At 70.7% G+C, this 18,876-nt stretch carries 15 protein-coding genes; 2 read left to right on the top strand and 13 right to left on the bottom strand.

Annotation, left to right across the window (positions count from 1 at the left end; all coding sequences use genetic code 11):
- Positions 1-51: 51 nt before the first annotated feature.
- From APR04_RS27045 to APR04_RS27010, 8 genes are all read right to left on the bottom strand, one after another.
- A complete protein-coding gene (locus tag APR04_RS27045) occupies positions 52-1,167 on the bottom strand; it encodes a HesA/MoeB/ThiF family protein (RefSeq protein ID WP_253876918.1) in 1,116 nt (371 codons plus the stop codon).
- A gap of 119 nt (positions 1,168-1,286) precedes the next feature.
- Positions 1,287-2,264 (bottom strand): electron transfer flavoprotein subunit alpha/FixB family protein, encoded by a 978-nt coding sequence (locus APR04_RS27040; RefSeq protein WP_253876916.1) that lies wholly within the window; start codon positions 2,262-2,264, stop codon positions 1,287-1,289.
- Between the two features lie 55 nt (positions 2,265-2,319).
- Positions 2,320-3,147 (bottom strand): electron transfer flavoprotein subunit beta/FixA family protein, encoded by an 828-nt coding sequence (locus APR04_RS27035; RefSeq protein WP_253876914.1) that lies wholly within the window; start codon positions 3,145-3,147, stop codon positions 2,320-2,322.
- Positions 3,148-3,431: 284 nt separating this feature from the next.
- Positions 3,432-4,121 (bottom strand): hypothetical protein, encoded by a 690-nt coding sequence (locus APR04_RS27030; RefSeq protein ID WP_253876911.1) that lies wholly within the window; start codon positions 4,119-4,121, stop codon positions 3,432-3,434.
- Positions 4,118-6,451 (bottom strand): hypothetical protein, encoded by a 2,334-nt coding sequence (locus tag APR04_RS27025; RefSeq protein ID WP_253876909.1) that lies wholly within the window; start codon positions 6,449-6,451, stop codon positions 4,118-4,120. Before APR04_RS27025 ends, APR04_RS27030 begins: the two co-directional genes overlap by 4 nt.
- Entirely contained in the window at positions 6,445-6,771 is a 327-nt protein-coding gene (locus APR04_RS27020) for a DUF6507 family protein (RefSeq protein ID WP_253876907.1), read from the bottom strand. Before APR04_RS27020 ends, APR04_RS27025 begins: the two co-directional genes overlap by 7 nt.
- 60 nt (positions 6,772-6,831) lie before the next feature.
- Positions 6,832-7,629, bottom strand: coding sequence for a hypothetical protein (locus tag APR04_RS27015; RefSeq protein ID WP_253876905.1), 798 nt, complete (start codon positions 7,627-7,629; stop codon positions 6,832-6,834).
- 163 nt (positions 7,630-7,792) lie between these two features.
- Positions 7,793-8,404, bottom strand: a complete 612-nt coding sequence (locus APR04_RS27010; protein ID WP_253876903.1) for a hypothetical protein — start codon at positions 8,402-8,404, stop codon at positions 7,793-7,795.
- Positions 8,405-8,637: 233 nt separating this feature from the next.
- Here APR04_RS27010 and glgX point away from each other — a divergent pair, with 233 nt between their 5' ends.
- Both glgX and APR04_RS27000 read left to right on the top strand, forming a co-directional pair.
- Positions 8,638-10,947, top strand: a complete 2,310-nt coding sequence (gene glgX / locus APR04_RS27005; RefSeq protein WP_253876901.1) for a glycogen debranching protein GlgX — start codon at positions 8,638-8,640, stop codon at positions 10,945-10,947.
- A 69-nt stretch (positions 10,948-11,016) separates the two neighbouring features.
- Positions 11,017-12,744 carry an FAD-binding dehydrogenase gene (locus APR04_RS27000; RefSeq protein WP_253876899.1) on the top strand — a complete coding sequence of 576 codons (1,728 nt, stop codon included), beginning with the start codon at positions 11,017-11,019 and terminating at the stop codon, positions 12,742-12,744.
- 69 nt (positions 12,745-12,813) lie between these two features.
- Here APR04_RS27000 and APR04_RS26995 read toward each other — a convergent pair whose 3' ends face one another.
- The 5 genes from APR04_RS26995 to APR04_RS26975 all read right to left on the bottom strand — a co-directional run bounded on the left by APR04_RS26995 (position 12,814) and on the right by APR04_RS26975 (position 18,492).
- On the bottom strand, positions 12,814-13,278 hold the full coding sequence (locus tag APR04_RS26995; RefSeq protein ID WP_253876897.1) for a CdiA C-terminal domain-containing protein: 465 nt from the start codon (positions 13,276-13,278) through the stop codon (positions 12,814-12,816).
- A 115-nt stretch (positions 13,279-13,393) separates the two neighbouring features.
- Positions 13,394-14,464 carry a prephenate dehydrogenase gene (locus APR04_RS26990; RefSeq protein WP_253876894.1) on the bottom strand — a complete coding sequence of 357 codons (1,071 nt, stop codon included), beginning with the start codon at positions 14,462-14,464 and terminating at the stop codon, positions 13,394-13,396.
- Positions 14,461-15,453 (bottom strand): prephenate dehydratase, encoded by a 993-nt coding sequence (locus APR04_RS26985; protein WP_253876892.1) that lies wholly within the window; start codon positions 15,451-15,453, stop codon positions 14,461-14,463. Before APR04_RS26985 ends, APR04_RS26990 begins: the two co-directional genes overlap by 4 nt.
- Positions 15,444-16,283, bottom strand: a complete 840-nt coding sequence (locus tag APR04_RS26980; protein ID WP_253876890.1) for a hypothetical protein — start codon at positions 16,281-16,283, stop codon at positions 15,444-15,446. Before APR04_RS26980 ends, APR04_RS26985 begins: the two co-directional genes overlap by 10 nt.
- Positions 16,284-16,302: 19 nt before the next feature.
- Positions 16,303-18,492: a VanW family protein gene (locus APR04_RS26975; RefSeq protein ID WP_253876888.1), complete on the bottom strand. Its 2,190-nt coding sequence runs from the start codon at positions 18,490-18,492 to the stop codon at positions 16,303-16,305.
- Positions 18,493-18,876 lie beyond the last annotated feature (384 nt).

The raw sequence follows: 18,876 nt of genomic DNA, 5'->3' as shown, positions 1-18,876 counted from the left end.
CCGCGAAAGGTCTGGTACGTCCAGGTGAACGGGACGTGTCCAGGTGGGTGATCATCCGAGCATCGCGTGGCTCGTGACATCGCGCCACCCGTCGGCGCGGAGCAGCTGCTCCGCGCCGCGCGACCGCAGGCCGCGCTCGCAGACCACGACGACCGGCCCGTCGACCGGGTGGTCCAGCAGCTGGGGGGGCAGATTCCCGGCCGCCAGGTCCTCCAGCCGCGCGAACACCGCACCGGGCACGGCGCCCGGCCGGAGGCCGACGTCGAGCAGCAGCACGCCGGGCTCGGCGGGTGGCACCTGACCGGGAGCAGGCGCCGGTCCTCCGGGCGCCGCCGGCTCAGCGGGTGCCGCCGGCTCAGCGGGCAGTACGGCGGGGCCCGACGGCGCCGCCAGCTCGATCGTGTCCCACGAGGAGGTGCGCGCGTCATAGGCCAGCAGCCGGCCCAGCGCCGGGTCGCCGGTACCCGTCAGCATCTTGACGGCCTCGACCGCCATCGTGGAGCCCACGACGCCGCACGCCGGGCTCAGCACGCCGACCGTCGCGCAGGACTCTCCCTCGGACGGCTGCGCGCCGAACACGTCCGGGTAGGTGATGCCCCGGCCGCCCGGCGCCGCCGACCAGAAGACGCTCACCTGGCCGTCCCAGCCCAGCACGGTGCCCCAGACGACGGGCAGACCGAGGCTCGCCGCGGCGTCGGACACGGCATAGCGCGTCTCGAACGTGTCCGAGCCGTCGACCACCAGGTGGTACCCGCCGAGGATCGCTGCGGCGTTGTCGCGCGTCAGCCGCTCACCGTGCGCTATCACCTCGACCTCGGGAGCCAGCCCGCGCAGGGTGTCGGTGGCCGACGCCGTCTTGGCGCGTCCGACATCCGCTATCGAGTGCAGCACCTGTCGCTGCAGGTTGGAGGCCTCGACGACGTCGTCGTCCACGATGCCGAGCGTGCCGACGCCGGCCGCCGCGAGGTACTGGAGCGCCGGTGAACCCAGGCCGCCTGCGCCGATCACCACGACCCGCGACGCGGCGAGGCGCTCCTGTGCGGCCAGGCCGAACCCGTCGAGCAAGAGATGCCGCGCCGTCCGACGCCGCTCGGTGGGCGCCAGCGTCCCGACGGGGGGCGATCCTGTCGAGACCGCCGGCGCCGTCGGCGGTGGAAACTGCTCCATCACGTCATTCCACCACGAGATGCCGGCCGCCCGACGTGGCCGAGGGCTCGGCTGCGTGCCAGGCCTTGGTCCGGGTACGAGGTTCTGGTCTGCATGGCGCAGCAGGCAGCGGCCCTGCCTCAGCTCCTGCGCTTGCGGATCTCCGCCGCGGCCTGCGGGAGCACGTCGGCGAGCTGCCCCACGACGGCGAAGTCGCAGATCTCGAAGATCGGCGCCTCCGGGTCGCTGTTCACGGCGACGATCACCTGGGAGGCCTGCATGCCGCCGCGGTGGTGCGGCGCGCCCGAGATGCCCGCGCCGATGTAGACGCGCGGGGCCACGGTGACGCCGGTCTGTCCAACGTAGGCGTCCCACCAGCCCTCGAACGCCGCGTCGCGGGACGCGCCGACGGCCGCGCCGAGGGCGTCCGCGAGGTCTTCGACGGGTCCGAAGTCGCCGTCGGTGCCGCGACCGCCGGCCACGACCACCGCTGCCTGGTCCAGGGGCGGGCGGCCACTCGTGTCGGCCTTGACCTCGCGCGACAGCAGCGTCACCGGGGACGGCGCCACCTCGACCGCGAAGCCCTCTGTCACGGGCTCGACGGCGGCCTCGGCGGGCTGCGCGACCGCCGAGTTGGCCCGGACGGTCACCACCGCGACGTCGGTGGTCACCGCGCACTCGGTGTCCCACGCCCCGGCGAAGACTCGCTTGCCCGCCACGATCCGGCCGTCGACCTCGCGCACGGCGGCGGCGTCGATGACGAGCCCGGCGCCGAGCTCGTGGGCCGCGAGCGCCGCGGTCTCCTTGGCGGCGAACGACGTGGGCAGCAGCACCACGTCGGCGTCCGTCAGGCGCACGGCGGCGGCCAGGGTGGCCGCCACGACGGCGGGCAGGTGCCGCTCGTCGCCACTCACGCAGGCTCCGTCGCGAGCGAGCTCGGCCTGGTGCACGGTCTCGATGCCGTAGGCGCCGAGCTGCGCGAGCACCTCGACGGTGGGTGCCTCCAGGGCTACCGCCTCGACCCGGCCGAGGCCGCGTGCGATGGTGAGCAGCTCGAGCACGCTGGTGCGGACCTCGGTTGCGGGGTCGAGCAGGACCAGGACTGTGCGGTTGGTCATCACGTGCCTCTCGGACTGAGCTTGCGTGGTCTGATGCTGCGGTTCCGCGCCCACATCAGACCAGGTCGTTGCGGATGAGGAAGTCGGCGAGCGCCACGCCGCCCTCGCCCTTGTCGGTGACGATCTCGGGCTCGGCGCGCTCCGGGCGCGGGGCCGCGGACAGCGTCTCGGTACGGGCACCGGCGGCACCGGCCACGGCGCTGTCGAGCCCGAGGTCTGCCGAGGACCACACCTCGATCTCCTTGGTGCGGGCCGCCATGATGAGCTTGAAGCCGGGAAAGCGCGGCTGGTTGGCGGCGTCCGTCACGGACAGCACGGCGGGCAGCGGGGCGGACAGGTGCTCGGTGACGTCGTCGATCTCGCGGGTGATCGTGAGCATGCGCGCCGGGCTCCCCGCGGGAGCCAGCTCGACCTTCTTCGCGAGGTTCAGCGTGGGCAGGCCGAGCTCGGCGCCGAGCAGGGTCGGCACCACGGAGCCCAGTCCGTCGAGGGCGGCCATGCCGGTCACCACGAGGTCTACCGGCTCCTCGCTGCCGAGCTTACGGACGGCGGCGGCCAGCACCGCGGCGGTGCCGAAGTAGTCGGAGCCGGCCAGGGCGTCGTCGGACACGCGGATGCCGCGGTCGACGCCGAGCTGGAAGGCTTTGCGGAGCGCCACGTCGCCGTCGGTCCCGGCCATGGTGACCACGATGACCTCGCCGTCGTCGGGGCCGACGCCGCCGGACTCGCGCTCGGCCTCGACGAGCCGCAGGGCGGCCTCGATGGCGTTCTCGTCCAGCTCGTTGAGGGTGCCTTCACCGGCGTTGCGCACTACCCGACAGTCCTGGAAACCACGCTCGGTGTTGATGTCCGGGACGTACTTGGCGGTGACGACTATGCGCATGGGGTAACGGTACGACGGCGGGCGGGGTGGGACGGATCCCGTCTACTGCGTGGGCAGGTGTCGGAGGCTAGTCGTTCACACACTTTCCGTCCGGGCCGATCACCGCCCGCCGAAGAAGTATCAGGCGTCGTCGTCCTCCGGGATGCCGTCACCGACTGGGAGGATGGGCTTCCCGGTATCTGCGGGCACCAGAAGTGAGCCACGTCGGGTGCTATGTGACCAGAAGCCCCGCCAAGCGGGCCGAGTAGCCTTGCCGCTGCGAGTGACGGCCGGGAACTACTGAACTAGTCGTCCACGCGCTTGCCGTCCGGGCCGCGCACCATGTCCGGGGTTGCCTCGTGCAGGAGGTCGATGTCCGGCGGGGTCGTGTACGTGCCCACCGCGAACTCGTCGGTCGGCTCGCACTCCTGAGTTGATTCCCCACCACCGTCAACACGCCACCCGTCAGGCGACTTCCACACCTTGTACTGGTGCTCGACGAAGTGTTCTTGCTCGATCCGATACGCACCGTCCACCTCACGGATCTCCCCCTTCTCGAAAGTGTCACTCACCGCGAGAGTCCAACGAGGAGCCGTCCTCTGGCACACGTGCACGTCGGAAAAGAGCTCCTGGCGCTTGCGCTTCACGACGTCGGTCACCGTGAACGACGGCGGTCCCTCCCACATGGTTGCGCTGTCAAGCGGGGACTGGCGGATGGAGGACGCGGTGGATGTAGCCATGCCGAAGATTGTTGCGTTCGTTGCGATCTCGGTCAGGGCGGGGTCAGAGTAGTTAAAGGCGTTGTCCGCGGCATGCTTCTGCACGACGTACTCCCGAACGACCTGCACGCGCGGGTCGTCCTCGAACTCACCCGTGTTCTCACCGTCCCACTCGACCTCGGCATGTACCGGCACAGCGGCAGGCCCACACCCGGCAAGAAGAACAGCGATGACGCCTGCTACGGCGGCGGTGGTCAGGGTTCGGATGGTGTTCATGTGCCGGCGTCGCTTTCCTCTTCGGCCCGGTTGATCCAGGCCCCGTACGCGTTGTCGAACGCGGTCTGCTTGTGTGTGGCGAACTCGGCCGCGCTTATTGACTGCTGGCCAAACTCACTGATGTAGGCGTCGTAGGCGTCAGCGGACTTGTCGGCCAACTGGTCCGCCATGGCCGTAAAACGCTCCTGCTCGGCTTCCTTGATCTCTTCGACCCTGGTGGCGGCCAGGTGCTCTTCCATGAGCGCGTTGGCCTTCTCCATCGACCAGTCCACGACGGATTCCGGAACCCACTTTTTCGCGACGGCTCCGACGGCCGTCGTGCCCAGCTCGGCCGCCGTCTCGGTCTTATCGTCCGCACGGAGCGCTGCTTCGCTCACGGCCACCAGCCGGGCACCTTCCAGTGCGCCGTCGACCTGGAACATCAGGTTCGCTTTCTCACCCGATTCCAGCTCGCTCGTGGACCCGAACGACGCCAACACATCCACACGGAACTCCTCCGACGCCCGGTTGGCGACCTCCATCCCCGACTCCTGCGCCAGGACCGGCCCCAACGCGCGAGCCAACTCCCACTGCGTCGCGTTCATAACTGGCACCGGCCCGTCACCACCCACCAGCTTCACGTCTGCGAAAGGAGGATCACCGGACGGGTCTCCGATCACACCGTTGACCGCGAAATGCGGGAGCTGCTGCAGCATGGCCTCGGCCAGATGCTCAGCCGCCGCTGGGGTAAGCCGCTCCGGAACCAGCCCCTCATTATTCGCGAGCTGCTTGAACACCTCGGTGGAGAGTTCCGCCACCGCCATCTGAGTTTCGGCGTCGCTACCGCCCTCGAGCAGTGAGCCGTCTGCGTGCTGGGCGCTGGACCACAGGTCGGCCACGGTCTCAAACCGTCCCTGCCGGCGTGTGCCGGTCTCGCTGAAGTAGTGCGCCACCCGCTCGCCTCCCAACGTTTCACCGGTCAGCGGGTCTGCTTCAGCCGCGGTGAGCCAGTCCAGTGCCGCATCGGGATACTCGGCCAGCGTGGTCAGGACCAGGGTGCTCTCGTCATACCAGAGCCCGTCCTCCATCTCGGGGCCTCCCAGGTCCGCCAGATAGGTCACGCCCGGCTGGCGCGGCACCACCCCGGTACCGCGTTCCCACTGGTCCAGCTCGTCGGCCATAGCGACGGTGAACTCCCGCCCCATCAGCTCCGGACCGGTGAACAGGAACCCGACCGGCGCACCGTCGCGCCTGGCGTTGATCCCGACCATCATGTCCTGAGCGAACTTCTCCGCCTTGGCCTGCCCGGCCTGTCCTCTGCTGTCCCAGACGTGACTGGCGCGCACCACGCCCGCACGCACAGCGACCAACGCCGCCAATGCGGCCGCGCCGTAGACCTCATCGTCACGATCGTCGTACGCACTGGCACCGATGGTGCTTATCGCACCAGCGACCGCGGCCCCGCCGGCACTGGCCACCGCAGCCGGCATGATCTTTGCCCCACCGAACAGCTCCGTCGCCAGCACCAACGCCTGCCCGTCAGACCCATCCGCGTCCATCGCCCCCGCGTCGATCAACGCGTCAGTGACCAGCCGCCGCCGCACCACCGGCGGCAGGTCCGACTCGTCGATCGCGTCAGCCATCAGCTCCCGCTGCCAGTCCGGCAGCCCGTTCCACCACGCCAGGACCTCATCCGGCGACGCGGTCCGGAGCCACTTCTCGTCCGGGACGAAGCCCTGCGAGCCCGGCAGCGAACTAAAGCCCTGCCCGACAGCGCCGAACGACCCGAACCCGCCAGCACCCGGGCCCTGGCCCTGCCCGTGCAGCTTGCGCGCCAGTTCCTCGTCAGCCGCCTGCAGCTGCTCCATCACCGCACGCGCCAACGCCAGCAGCTCCTCGTGGTACTCCACCAGCTGCCTCGCCTCAGGGTCCTGCGCCGCCGCCAGCCGCGTCACCGCCCACGACTCACCCCGCATCGCCACCGACCGCCGCAGACTCTCGGCTTCCCGCTCCGCGGTCTCCAGCCGGGGCTTGCACGCCGAGACCTCCTCCACCCAGGCCTCCATCTGGTCAGCCCCGGCGAAGAACGCCTCGTGCTCGTCCTGACCACCGGTCTTGACGACCGCCATCTTCGCTTGCAGGTCAGGTGCCTCAGGAGCGGCGTAGTACTCACCCATGGACCGCCAGATCCCATCCACGGCCTGCGTCACGTCCGACGTCTTGGCACCCAGCTGCCGCGCCAGCACCGCCTGCCGGGCCACCCACTCGATCCCCAGCGAGTACGACCGGAACGGGAACCGGCCCATATCGATCAGCCCACTCGAGTCCTGCAGGTCCGCGAACGTCACCACGCGCGACCACCCCCACCCAGCGCATCCCCACGCCGCGCGAGCCCCTCGGTCTGCGCAGCCATCTCCCGATCACCCGCCTCGTAGACCTCGATCACCTCAGCCGCCACCCTGACCGCGGTCTCCGCCCGGTTCCGCAGCTTCTCGACCACCTCGGCACGCTCCTCGAAGAACACACTCACCGCGCCACCCACCAAGAACGACCCAGCATCACCGGCATCGACACCCCGCGCCTCACGCGCCACATCCGACAGATCCTCGACCCGATCCCCCGCCTGTCGCACCACTCCAGCAGCCGACGCCGGCTGCACACTGAACTTCATCCCCGTGATCCTCTCCAGCAATGTCTTGGAGCGTCGCGCCAGTCCGGCGCCGTCCGCGGCCTACTGCGTGATGACCTGCGCCTCGCCCACGACGACCTGAGTCTCGGTGGTGCGCTCCAGCTCGATCGTGCCGCCGATATCTCCCGGGCCCTGCCAGTCAGCGACCCAGTACGACGTCGCAGTCACCGTGTACGGGTCCCCCTGCTTGGTGTACTGGTGGCCACAGTCGGGCGATTCGGTGATGCCGTACCGGTCCTCGTACGGGGTGCCCGGGCTGTTGCACGTGACGGTCGTCCCGTCACCCATGTCGTACACGATGCGGACCACCCGCGCGGTCGCCGTAACCGTCACGTCCCCCGCGGTTGCCTCGCCATCGCCGGGGCCATAGGTGGTCGGGCCGGGTTCCTGGACCCACATCCACACCGGCATGCCCACGATGCCGACCCGGTCCGGCTTGTCCTCAGGGACGATACCGATCGTGATGGGCTCGATCCCCATACTCTCCACCGCACGTTGGGCCAGAGCCTCGAAGTCAACATCCGTACCGGGCGGCACCGGAGCCCAGTACGCCGTCTCCTCACCAGGGAAGCAGTGCGCCTCGTCGTTCTGGTCCAGGCGCTCGGCGCATGCGAGAGACCTGCAGAGCACGATCACTCCGTCGTCGTGCCCCTTCCAGGCTGGATGACCCGAGTCCGGTTCGGTGTCGATGACACCGGCGAAGCAGGCACCACTCCACGTGCCGCTCGCGAACTTGCACGTCGTCTTGCCGTTCACCTTGGGACAGTCGATCTTCTTCCCGTCCCCCGACGAGCCAGAACTCGCCGGGGTGGTCTCGGTGCCGCCGCAGTCCTCGGCCACGATTCCTAGGCTGTTATCCGTGCCCGCATGTACGCCGCTGCCCGAACAATCGTCCATCGCCACGGGCGCGGAACGGAATGCTTCGGCCGGAACTGCCGCAGCGGCCGGTGCGAGAGCCAGAGCGATCAGGACCGTGACTGCGAGGGATGCAAGTGCGCGCATATCAGCACTCCTTGTCCGTGGTCTTGAACTCGTTGGCGGTCCACCGGCCGTCCTCCTGGCCCTGCATGACCACCTTCACGATGGTCCGTCTGGGCTGGCCCTTCTTCACAGCCGACGTGCCGTCCTCCCGAACGATGTCGACCTCGCTGTTGTCAAGGCAGACGGCGAACTTCACGCGGTGGCCACCGATGCCGTCAGCCAGCGGGTCGCCGTCATAGCCAGTTACCTTGACGGACGCGATCCGGGTCTGCCCGATCTGCTTGAGGCCCTGGTCGGCCCAGAAATCGTCGTCCGCCTCCACTGCGTCCCACACACCCGGCTCACCGAGAAGCCCTCTCTCGTCGAACAGCTCATGAAAGGCGCGAGTGCCCTCGATGCGGTGCCGGTTTGTGATCTCCCGATACTCCCGGTACCGCTTCTCCGCCGCGGCCGCCCGCTCAGCGATAGCAGCCTCCGACGGCGCGACGCTCGGGCTCGGGCTCGGCGACGCCGTCGGACTCGGCGGCGGATCGGTCACGTGCGGCAGCCCGGACGGTTCGTCCTCGGACTGGCACGCCGCCAGGCTCAAACAAAAGACAGCGACAGCCACCACGCCACCCAGGCGCGTCGTCATGCGGGTCACCAGAACCGACTCCTCAGCATCAATTGGGCCGAAAACGAGTCGACCACGCACAAAAACCCAGCAAAACGGAATACCGCAGGCCACGCTAGCCGGTCGACACCGCCCCAACCACGAAAGCCCGGAACACCCAGCGCCGGCCTCGCCGTCGGCCGATCCAACCACGGCTCGCCGGCACCGGCCTGTACTCTTTGGGCCGACAGTCGTCCCCTGCAACGATTGGGCACATGGTGCAGTCACGACGAGCAGAACCGCAGCGGGCGCCGGGCGACCCGGCGCCGCGGCCCGTAGTCCGGCCGCTCATCCGCCCATCGGCGCGGCGTAGCCATGTCCCGCCTCTCGGGGTCTACGTCACGCCCGACGGCGGGATCGACGCCGCTGTCCTGGCGTCCCACGCGACCGCCGTCGATCTCTGCCTCATCGACGTCACCGACCAGTCCCTGGACGAGCACGACCCGAACCGGTACACCGAGCGGCGGGTCGAGATGGTGGGGCCGGTGTACGGCGTCTGGCACACGCACGTCCCGGACGTCGCCCCTGGTCAACGCTACGGGTTTCGCGTGTACGGACCGTGGGACCCCCGCGCGGGGCTGCGGCACAACCCCGCCAAGCTGCTGATCGACCCGTACGCCCGCGGTTTCGCCGGCCGGCTGCGCTACGGCCCTGAGGTGGTCGGCTCGGTGTCCACCGAGCGGGAGCCGGGCTGGTGGCTCGGCGATCCCTACGGGGCGGCGGACGAGACCGACTCGCTGGCCTACGTGCCGCACTCCGTCGTCGTCGCGCCGCTGCCGCCGCCCGCTCCTCTGTCCCGGCCGCGCGTGCCGTGGGCCGAGACCGTCATCTACGAGGCGCACGTGCGCGGGCTGACGATGCTCCGCGAGGACATCCCGGCGGAGCTGCGCGGCACCTACGCCGGGTTGGCGCACCCCGCCGTCGTCGAGCACCTGCTGAGCCTCGGCGTGACCACGCTCGAGCTGCTGCCGATCCACAAGAGCGTCGCCGAGTCGCACCTCGCCGCGACCGACCTGCCGAACTACTGGGGCTACAACACCCTCGGGTTCTTCGCGCCCAACGCCGCGTACGCGACCCGGGCCGCACAGGAGCAGGGCGCCGAGGCGGTGCTCGACGAGGTGCGCGGCATGGTGCACCTGCTGCACGAGGCGGGTATCGAGGTGCTGCTGGACGTGGTCTACAACCACACCTGCGAGGGCGGCGACGACGGGCTGCACGTGGCCTGGCGCGGCCTCGACAACCCGGTCTACTACCTGCACGACGGCGCCTCGCCCGCCGCCCTCGCGGACGTCACGGGCACCGGCAACTCGCTGGACTTCCGACGCCCGCGCGTGATCCAGATGGCCCTGGACTCGCTGCGGTACTGGGCCGAGACGGTCGGCGTGGACGGGTACCGGTTCGACCTCGCGGTGACCCTGGGCCGCGGCAACGTCGGGTTCGACCCGGACCACCCGTTCCTGGTGGCCCTGCAGACCGATCCCGTGCTGTCCGGCCTCAAGCTCGTCGCGGAGCCCTGGGACGTGGGGCCGGGCGGCTGGCAGACGGGTTCGTTCCCGCCGCCCATGGCGGAGTGGAACGACGGGTTCCGCGACGCCGCACGCGGCTTCTGGCTGGAGGCGCCCAAGCAGGGCGTTCGCGGCCAGGAGATGCTCGGCCTGCGGGACCTCGCCACGCGGCTCGCGGGGAGCGCCGACCTGTTCGGGCCGAGCGACCCTCCGCTGGTTCGCGGCCCGGTGGCCTCGGTGAACTACGTGACGGCGCACGACGGCTTCACGCTCGCGGACCTCGTGGCCTACGACCACAAGCACAACGAGGCCAACGGCGAGGACAACCGCGACGGGTCGAACCACAACCTGTCGTGGAACCACGGGATCGAGGGCCACACCCCGACGGGCGACGACGCCACCACGGAACCCTGGCAAGCGCTCGTGCCGCCGCGCCGCAGGTCGCAGCGCAACCTGCTGGGCACCCTCCTGCTCGCGGCCGGCACCCCCATGCTCACGGCGGGCGACGAGTTCGGCCGCAGCCAGGGCGGCAACAACAACGCGTACGTCCAGGACAACGAGATCTCCTGGCTGCGGTGGTCGCTGGACGACGCCGCCAACGACCTCCTGGAGACCACCCGGTACCTGCTGCGGCTGCGGCGGGAGCACCCGGCGCTGCGCGCCGACTCGTTCTTCCTGGGTTCGCCCCGGCCGAACGAGTCCGACACGGACCTGCTCTGGTTCTCCGAGACGGGGGCGCTGATGGAGCCCGCGACCTGGAACGACCCCCGCCGGCGCGTGCTGCAGATGCTGCGGCCAGGCCCGACGGCGGGTGACGCGGACGTGCTCCTGGTCGTGAACGGCGGCATGGACGACGCGCACGTGACGCTGCCCGAGCGCACGGGCAGCGCAACACCCTGGCAGCTGGTCTGGGACTCCTCCTGGGACTTCCCGTTCGTGCCCGAGGACGAGGCGGGTCCGCGGAGCTCGGTGACGATGGACGCCCTCAGCCTCCAGGTGCTGCTCTCGCCGGGCAGGTGAGCGCCGTTTCACCCTCGAAATGACCTGCTGGCAGCACCGTGGGAGGTATGTCCCGGTTAAAGTGCGCTCATGACTGACTCCGTCTACAACAACGACGTTGCCGCAGCGGTCGACACCGACGTCATAGTCATCGGTGCGGGGCTGTCGGGGCTCGTCACCGCTACCGAGCTGACGGCGTCGGGCAAGCGGGTGATCCTGCTCGACCAGGAGCCCGCCGCGTCGCTGGGCGGGCAGGCCTGGTGGTCGTTCGGCGGGCTGTTCCTCGTGGACTCCCCCGAGCAGCGCCGCCTCAAGGTCAAGGACTCGTTCGACCTCGCCTTCGCCGACTGGCTCGGCTCCGCCCAGTTCGCGCCCGGTGCCGAACGTGGCGAGGGCCCCGACCGGTTCGGGTACCGGTGGGCCAAGGGGTTCGTCGAGTTCGCCGCCGGCGACCTGCGGTCGTGGATGCACGCCAAGGGCGTGCGCTGGTTCCCGCTGGTCCAGTGGGCGGAGCGCGGCGGCTACCCGGTTGGATCGCACGGCAACGCTCATGGCAATTCAGTGCCCCGCTTCCACGTCACGTGGGGCACGGGTCCCGCCGTCGTCGAGCCGTTCGTCGTGGCGGCGCACGAGGCGAACCGGGCGGGTCTGCTGGACCTGCGCTTCCGCCACCGCGTCACGTCCCTTGTCACCACGGACGGGCGGGTCACCGGGGTCCGCGCGGAGATCCTGGCCGACGACGACGCCGGCCGCGGCGAGCCCTCCGGCCGCACCGTGACCGGCGAGGTGGAGCTGTCCGCGCACGCCGTCGTCGTCGCGAGCGGTGGCATCGGTGCGAACCACGGCCTGGCACGCGCCCACTGGTCCGCCGACGCCGGGCACCTGCCGACGCGGATGCTGTCCGGCGTACCGGACTCCACGGACGGGCTCATGCTGGGCGTCGCCGCGGCGTCGGGCGCCGCGCTGGTGCACGAGGACCGCATGTGGCACTACCCGGAGGGCATCGCGAACCACTCGCCGGTCTGGTCCAAGCACGGCATCCGGATCCTGCCCGGCCCGTCGTCGCTCTGGCTCGACGCCGACGGCGGGCGCCTGCCCGGCCCGCTGTACCCCGGTTTCGACGCGCTCGGGGCGCTGCGGCACGTGACCACGCGGGGCGACGACCACTCCTGGTTCGTCCTGAACAAGGCCATCATGGAGAAGGAGTTCGCGCTGTCGGGCTCCGAGCAGAACCCGGACCTGACCGGGAAGTCCGTGCCGCTGCTCCTCGAGCGGGTGCGCGGCAGGTCGGTGCCGGTGCGGACCTTCGCTGAGCAGTCGGAGGAGTTCCTCTGGGCGGACTCGCCAGCCGAGCTCGCCGGCAAGATGAACGCCCTCACCGAGGCGACCGAAGGCTCGTCCGGACACATCGAGAGCGAGGCGCTGGCCGCTCTCATGACGGCCCGGGACGCGCAGGTCGCCACGGGGCTCGGCAAGGACCCCCAGGTCGTGGCGACGGCGGCCGCGCGGCACTTCATCGTGGACAAGGCGATCCGGGTGGCGCCGCCGCGCGCCCTCAGCGACCCGAAGGACGGGCCGCTGCTCGCGGTACGCCTGTCGGTGCTGACCCGCAAGACGCTCGGCGGGCTCTGGTGCGACGAGACCGGCCGCGCGCTGACCCCCGCGGGCGACGTGCTGGAGGGACTCTGGGCGGTGGGCGAGGCCGCGGGCTTCGGGGGCGGGGGCGTGCACGGGCACCGCGCGCTGGAGGGCACGTTCCTGGGCGGCTGCTTGTTCACGGGCCGCACGACGGGCAGGGCTCTGGCGGAGGCGTTGTAAGGCCTGGCGAACCGTCGGGGCATGACGAAGGCGGCTGGGCTGTACGTGGGCACTGCCTGCCGCCTTCACTCATAGTGTATCGCGGCGGGTCAATCGTGTCGCGGTCACGTTCTTGGCGACATGCATGACTTCGGTGAAGTTCTTGGCCCCGACCAGACGACGTCGCATCTCCTGGAGCACAACCCTGTCATCGAGCACCGACCGTGCGGTATCGATCACCAACCGGTCGCTCTGGGCCGCAGCTCGTGTGAACTGTCGTGCGATTGTGTTCTTGCCTGCACCCTCGGGTGACTTCAGCTCCCAGATCTGATAGCCGATCGTCACATCCGGGTTCTTCACACCGGGCTCGTGCGACAGCCTGTTGAACCGGACGTTGAATCCAACAACCGCCAAACGCTGCGCTGTGGCCAGCTCATGCGGACTGACGAGAAGTCCTGGTGGGACGATCACACCACCTTGCCGGTCAACGGGCAGCGGTATCAGCACAATTTCATCAAGGCCATAATCGCCATCGCACGACCCCAATCCGGTCATCTGTGGCTCACAGTTTGGGGAGATAAACTCTGCATTGGTGAATGTTCGCTTGACCCGGCCAGTTTCGCATCCGAGAATGTCACATGTTGCTTATACGCAACGGAAAACAATCGTTTCAGCGCACCAGCCGAAGCTCCGCACCACGTTCATCGAGCCGGATGACCACGGCGCCCGCCGCGCAGCGGGCCACCAGCTCAGCGGGCCAGTCGCCCGTCAACGGCACCGTCTCGACATCCGGGCCGACGTCGGCGCCGGTACCAGCTACCCCGTCGCCCGGACGCAGACCCGTCACGCGCATACCACCGGGGCGACCGATCAGCTCCCGCACCGGGTCGGGCCGGTCGAAGAACCAGTGCGTCGGCGCGTTGGAGTCGAGCTCGTCGGCGAGCCGCTCGAGGTCCCGTGCCGCCAGCCGCAGGACGGGAGCCACCCACGCGGCGTTCTCCGTGACCATCGCCTCGGTGCGGCGCGGGTCGGTGAGCCCGACCCGGGTCCCGTCCCGGAACGATCCCGCCGCGAGGCCCAGCGCCAGGTCTTGCACCGGCGCACCGGACACAGCCCCGAGCAGCTGGTTGGCCAGGACGTGCGGCACGTGCGAGACGAGGGCGGCCGCCTCGTCGTGCAGCTCGTCGGTGAGCACTGCGGCCGTCCCGCCGAGCGGGCCGGTGACGAGTCGCAGCACCAGTTCCAGGCGGGCCGGGTCGGTCCCGGCCGCACCGGCTCCGGCCACCGCACACGTCACGGCCCACGGGATCCCCTGCAGCAGCTCCGCCGACGACGCCGCGAACCCGCTCCGCTCCGTCCCCGACATCGGGTGAGCCCCCACGTAGCGGTCACCCAGGCCGGCGTCGGCCACTGCCTCGCGCACCGGCGCCTTCACCGAGCCGACGTCGGTCACCGTCGGGTCCCAGCCCAGTTCCCCCGCCAGCGCCTCGGCGAGCTCAGCCGCTACGGCCCGCATGGCGCGCAGCGGCGCGGCGAGCACCACGATCTCGGGTCGGTGCACGGCGAGCCCCGCGACGTCGTCGGCCACCAAGAGGCCTGCCGCCCGGGCCTCCTCCGCCGAAGCGGGGTCAGTCGCGACGACCGGCACTGCTGCCGCCTGCAGGGCCCTGGCCAGGGAGCCGCCGATCAGCCCGAGGCCCACGACGCCGACCGACCCGCGCTGCGCGCCGAACCCGCTCACCACAGCAGCCCCCGGTCGCGCGCCGGGTCGGAGTCCTTCGACGACACGGAGCCGACCGGGACGTGGTCGGGGTCCAGCACTCCGTCGAGCGCCCCGAAGGACCCGCGGGCAGGGAAGAGACCGAGCGTCTTGAGGGCGTCGCCGGCGGCGAGCAGGTCGCTCAGCACCTCCCGCGCGCCCCGGTCCCACGGCGCCTCGTCGAGCGTCACCACGAAGACGTACTTGCCCTGCTGCGCCTTGAGCGGCCGCGTGATCAGGCTCGACATGTTGACGCCCCGGTCGCCGAAGGCCGCGGTGATCCGCGCCAGCACGCCCGGCCCGGTCACGGCAGGGGTGATCGCCAGCATGGTCCGCCAGGCGGTCACGCCGGCGTCGCGGGACCGCGCCAGGTGCGCGTCGGCCGCGCTCCGCCTGGCCAGGACCAGGAAGCGGGTGCGTCCGCCGCGGAAGTCCTCGACCGCCTTCGCGTACGTCTCCAGACCGTAGAGCTCGCCGCAGATCGTGGGGCCGAGCGCGATGGTCCCCGGTCCCGCGTCGCGGCACGCGGCGGCGTTGGACGACGCCGGAGCGCCTACCAGCCCGGTGCTCGTGACGAAGCCGGCGCACTGCGCCAGCCCGTGCGGGTGCGCGGACACCTCGGTCAGCTCGCCGTGGCCAGGACGCACGAACGCGTCGAACGACACGTCGAGCGCTACCTCGTCGACGGCCACGACGTCCGCGCTGGACAGCAGCGCGTCCAGCGACGGCACCACGTAGCCCTCGACGGAGGACTCGATGGCGACGACGCCGACGTCGGCGACGCCGGCAGCCACGACGTCGTGCACGTTCTTGACCGTGTCCAGCGGCTCCGCGATCAGATCGCCGGCGGGCTCCCCTGCCGTGGCGTGCAGGCGCGCCCACTCCAGCGCCGCCTGGTGCGTGAACGTCCCCTCCGGCCCCAGGTACGCGGCCCGCGTACCGCGCTCGGCGCCCGGCACCGTCACGCCCACCGCGGCGTCAGTGCGTCCGGCCCTGGCACGAAGGCCTCGCCCGGCAGGACGGCCAGCGTGCGGTACGCGACGCCGCGCTGAGTGAGCGCTGCGACCAGGTCGCTCAGTGCCGCCGACGTCGGGCAGGAGAACGACGTGAAGAACACGTGCGGACCACCGGTCGACGGCTGGCTGCGCAAGTGGTCCAGGTCGAGGCCGGCGTCCGCGACGAGCGCGAGGGTCGGCTGCAGGGAGCCGAGGTGGTCGTCAGCCGGGCCGAACGCGAGCCACACCTGCGCGGGCTCGCCGAACGGGGGCCAGTCGCCGCGCGACTCCAGCAGCCCGTACCAGACGGGCCCGCCCTCTGCGAGGGCCGCGCTGTCCGGAAGCTCGGTGAACCCCGCCGGGATCCGGGACCGCTCGATCACGAGCGACCCGCTCTCGCCCGCCAGGGCTATCCGCTCCTCGACCGTCGCGCGCGTCGGCACCAGGCGCGGGCTCGCGCCGAGGGTCCGCAGCACACCCGCGCAGTCGCGCATGCCTGCCTCGTCGATCACCACCTGGCCGCCCGTGGCCCCCGCGCCCACCCAGACCCACTGGCCGGGCACCGCCACCGCCGCCGTCACGATGAGCGACGACGCGCCCTCCAGGAGGGCGCGCTCGAGGCCAGGCGCCGGGTGCTCCGGGTGTCCCAGGTGCACCACGGCCGCCAGGCCCTCGATGCTCGCCACCGTGGCGAGCGTGTCCGCCGTGGTGCCGAGGTCCAACAGTTCGACCGGGTCGTTCCAACCCGCTATCTGCGCGGCAAGCACCGCGTGCGCGGGAGACTCCCGCTCGCTACGTCCAAGCATGTGCGCAACCTACCGCTGGTCAGTCCCCCGAGCCTTGCGGCTTGTCGCACACCACCGGGTTGTCCGGGTTGTAGGAGTGGTTGAACGAGTTCTCCTTGGCCAGCTCGTCGCCCACGAAGACCTTGCGGTGGATACTGATCGAGAACCCGTCCTCACCACCCGGATACGGCTTGCAGTCCGCCGACGAGTCGTGGATCACGGTCTTCGGGACGATGCTCTGCTTGCCGCTGGTGCTCTCCTCGACCCGGTAGTGCTTGGTGCTCCAGACCTTGACCCAGAGCTCGTTGTCCGCCACGTAGGACTGCAGCACCGCGCCGTACGGAGTGTCGTTGGTGAACTTCATGTCCTTGGCACCCACGTAGATCGTGGCTTCACGACCCGGTGGGTAGCGCGGGAACCAGTACGAGTGCGCGTGGTGCTCGACATCCTCGTACCCGGCGAAGAAGCCCGCGTTGAAGGTCGTCGTAGCCATCTGCGACAGGCCGCCACCGACCGCCTCGACATGCATGCCGTTCTCGACGACACCGGCGTCGAAGTACCCGTTCTCGAGCGTGATCGGCGCGAGCGCGTCAAGCAGCGAGAACGTCTCACCTGGCTTGATGAGGTCGCCCGTGATCATCTCCGCGCCACGCTCCAGGTTGTCCGTACGCACCGGCTCGTTCGTCAGCGGCGTGTGGAACTCGGAGACAACTTCCTTGACGCCAAGGGCCTCCAGGGACTCCACGGTCTCCTTCGGGTCCTGCTCGACCAGCTCGACCGACGTCTCCCGGTCGTCGCTCTGCGCCGCGATCCGCACGGCCTTGCCCGCCTCGGCGGGGTCGAGGGTAGTACCGGTCTTGCCCTCCACCACGGTCGGCGTGCCGCTGACGAACTCGAAGTGCGCGTCGTCCGGCAGCTGCAGCAGGTCGGTGGTGCCTGCGACGACAGCCTCGACGGTCGCCTTCCGGTCCACGATGGTGGCCAGCTTGCCGTCCCGCTGTTCGAACCGGACGAGCCCGGCGAGCACCTCGGGCGACAGCACCGGCGACTGCTCGCCCACGGACACCGTGACCGGTGCCGAGACGACCTTCTGCGCCACGACGAAGCCCTCGTCGGTCTCCTCCTGCGTGATCGCCGGCTCGACCGGCTCGACCGGCAGGTCGAACGGACCGTCCTGGAGGAGCCAGCGCTCCTGGATGATGCGTGCGGTCTCGCTCGCGACGATCCGCGAACCCTCCTCCGCGTCCGTCTTGACGGCCTTCCCGTCGACGAACGCGACGGTGCCGTCCACTGCGTCGACGGCCAGGGAGTCCTCGAGGCCCGCCACCGCGGAATCGAACTTCTCCTCGTCGACGGCCAGGACCAGCTCCTCGTCGGAGCCGCCGAACATGTGCGCCCACAACCGGGCCGGGCTCAGCGAGAACCCGGTGAGCTCCGCGACCGTGGCCTCGGCGTCGACCGAGAGGCCGCTCGGTTCGGCAGAGAGCTGTGCCTTGCCCTCACCCGCTGTGAGCTCGATCGGCTCCTTGGCCCGCGGGGCCAGCTGCTCGGTGAGCGCGGACGCCGCCTCTGCCTGCGTCATGCCACCGACGTCGACGCCCGCCACCGTGGTGTCGCCGGGCGTGGTGTCGCTCACGCCCCACGCCGCCAGGGCGTAGATCCCGAACAGCACGACGACGGCCAGCACCGAGAGCAGTGCGATCTTGGGGCCGCGGCGCGGGGCGCCGTCGCCGGCGAGGCCGAAGAACTCCCCCTCGCCGGAGCCGCCCGAACCGTACGGTCCCATGGGGCCGTTGGGGCCGTTGGGGCCGCTGGAACCGTTGGAACCGTTGGAACCGTGAGGCCCGTTGGGGCCGTGGGGGCCGTTCGGGCCGTTGGGACCGTTGGGACCGTTCGGGCCGTTCGGGCCGTTCGGGCCGTTGGGACCGTTCGGGCCGTTGGGACCGGGCGGACCACCCTGTCCGTTCGGCGCCGCAGGACCCTGTGCAGAGGCCGCCATCGACGTCGCCTCAGGGCGCACGGGCGACCAGCGGGTACCAGCCAGCGGGCGCGAGACCCGCTGGATAGCGCCGGTCAGCGGCTTGAGGAAGGAGTTCTGGCCCGTGTGTGGCGGGGGCACCGCGCCGGTGCCCGCAGCAGCGGGCGGCACCGCGCTCGACGGCGGGACGAGCGAGCGGGGCTGGACGGACGGCGGCGCCGACGGCGTGGGCGGGGTGGATGGCCCAGGCATGGGCGGGACGGGCGTCGGAGCAGCGCTCGCTGCTGCCGCGCCGGCCACCGCTGAAGCACCGGCTGCTACGGCTCCGCCAGCTGCTGCTGCTGTGGGGGCCGATGCTCTGGGAGCTGACGCACTCGGTGCCGGCTTCTCAGGTGCCGGCTTCTGGGGTGCCAGCTTCTGAGGTGCAGGCTTCTCGGGGGCCGGCTTCTGAGGTGCAGGCTTCTCGGGGGCCGGCTTCTCAAGTGCCGGCTGCTCGGGGGCCGGCTTCTGTGGTGCCTGCTTCTCAAGTGCTGGCTGCTGAGGTGCAGGCCTCTCGGGTGCAGGCCTCTCGGGTGCAGGCCTCTCGGGTGCAGGCCTCTCGGGTGCAGGCCTCTCGGGTGCAGGCCTCTCGGGTGC

This window comes from Promicromonospora umidemergens, from assembly GCF_024171995.1.
Lineage (GTDB): Bacteria > Actinomycetota > Actinomycetes > Actinomycetales > Cellulomonadaceae > Promicromonospora > Promicromonospora umidemergens.
The sequence above is the reverse complement of the archived record's forward strand: the minus strand, read 5'-3'. Positions and strand labels throughout refer to the sequence as shown.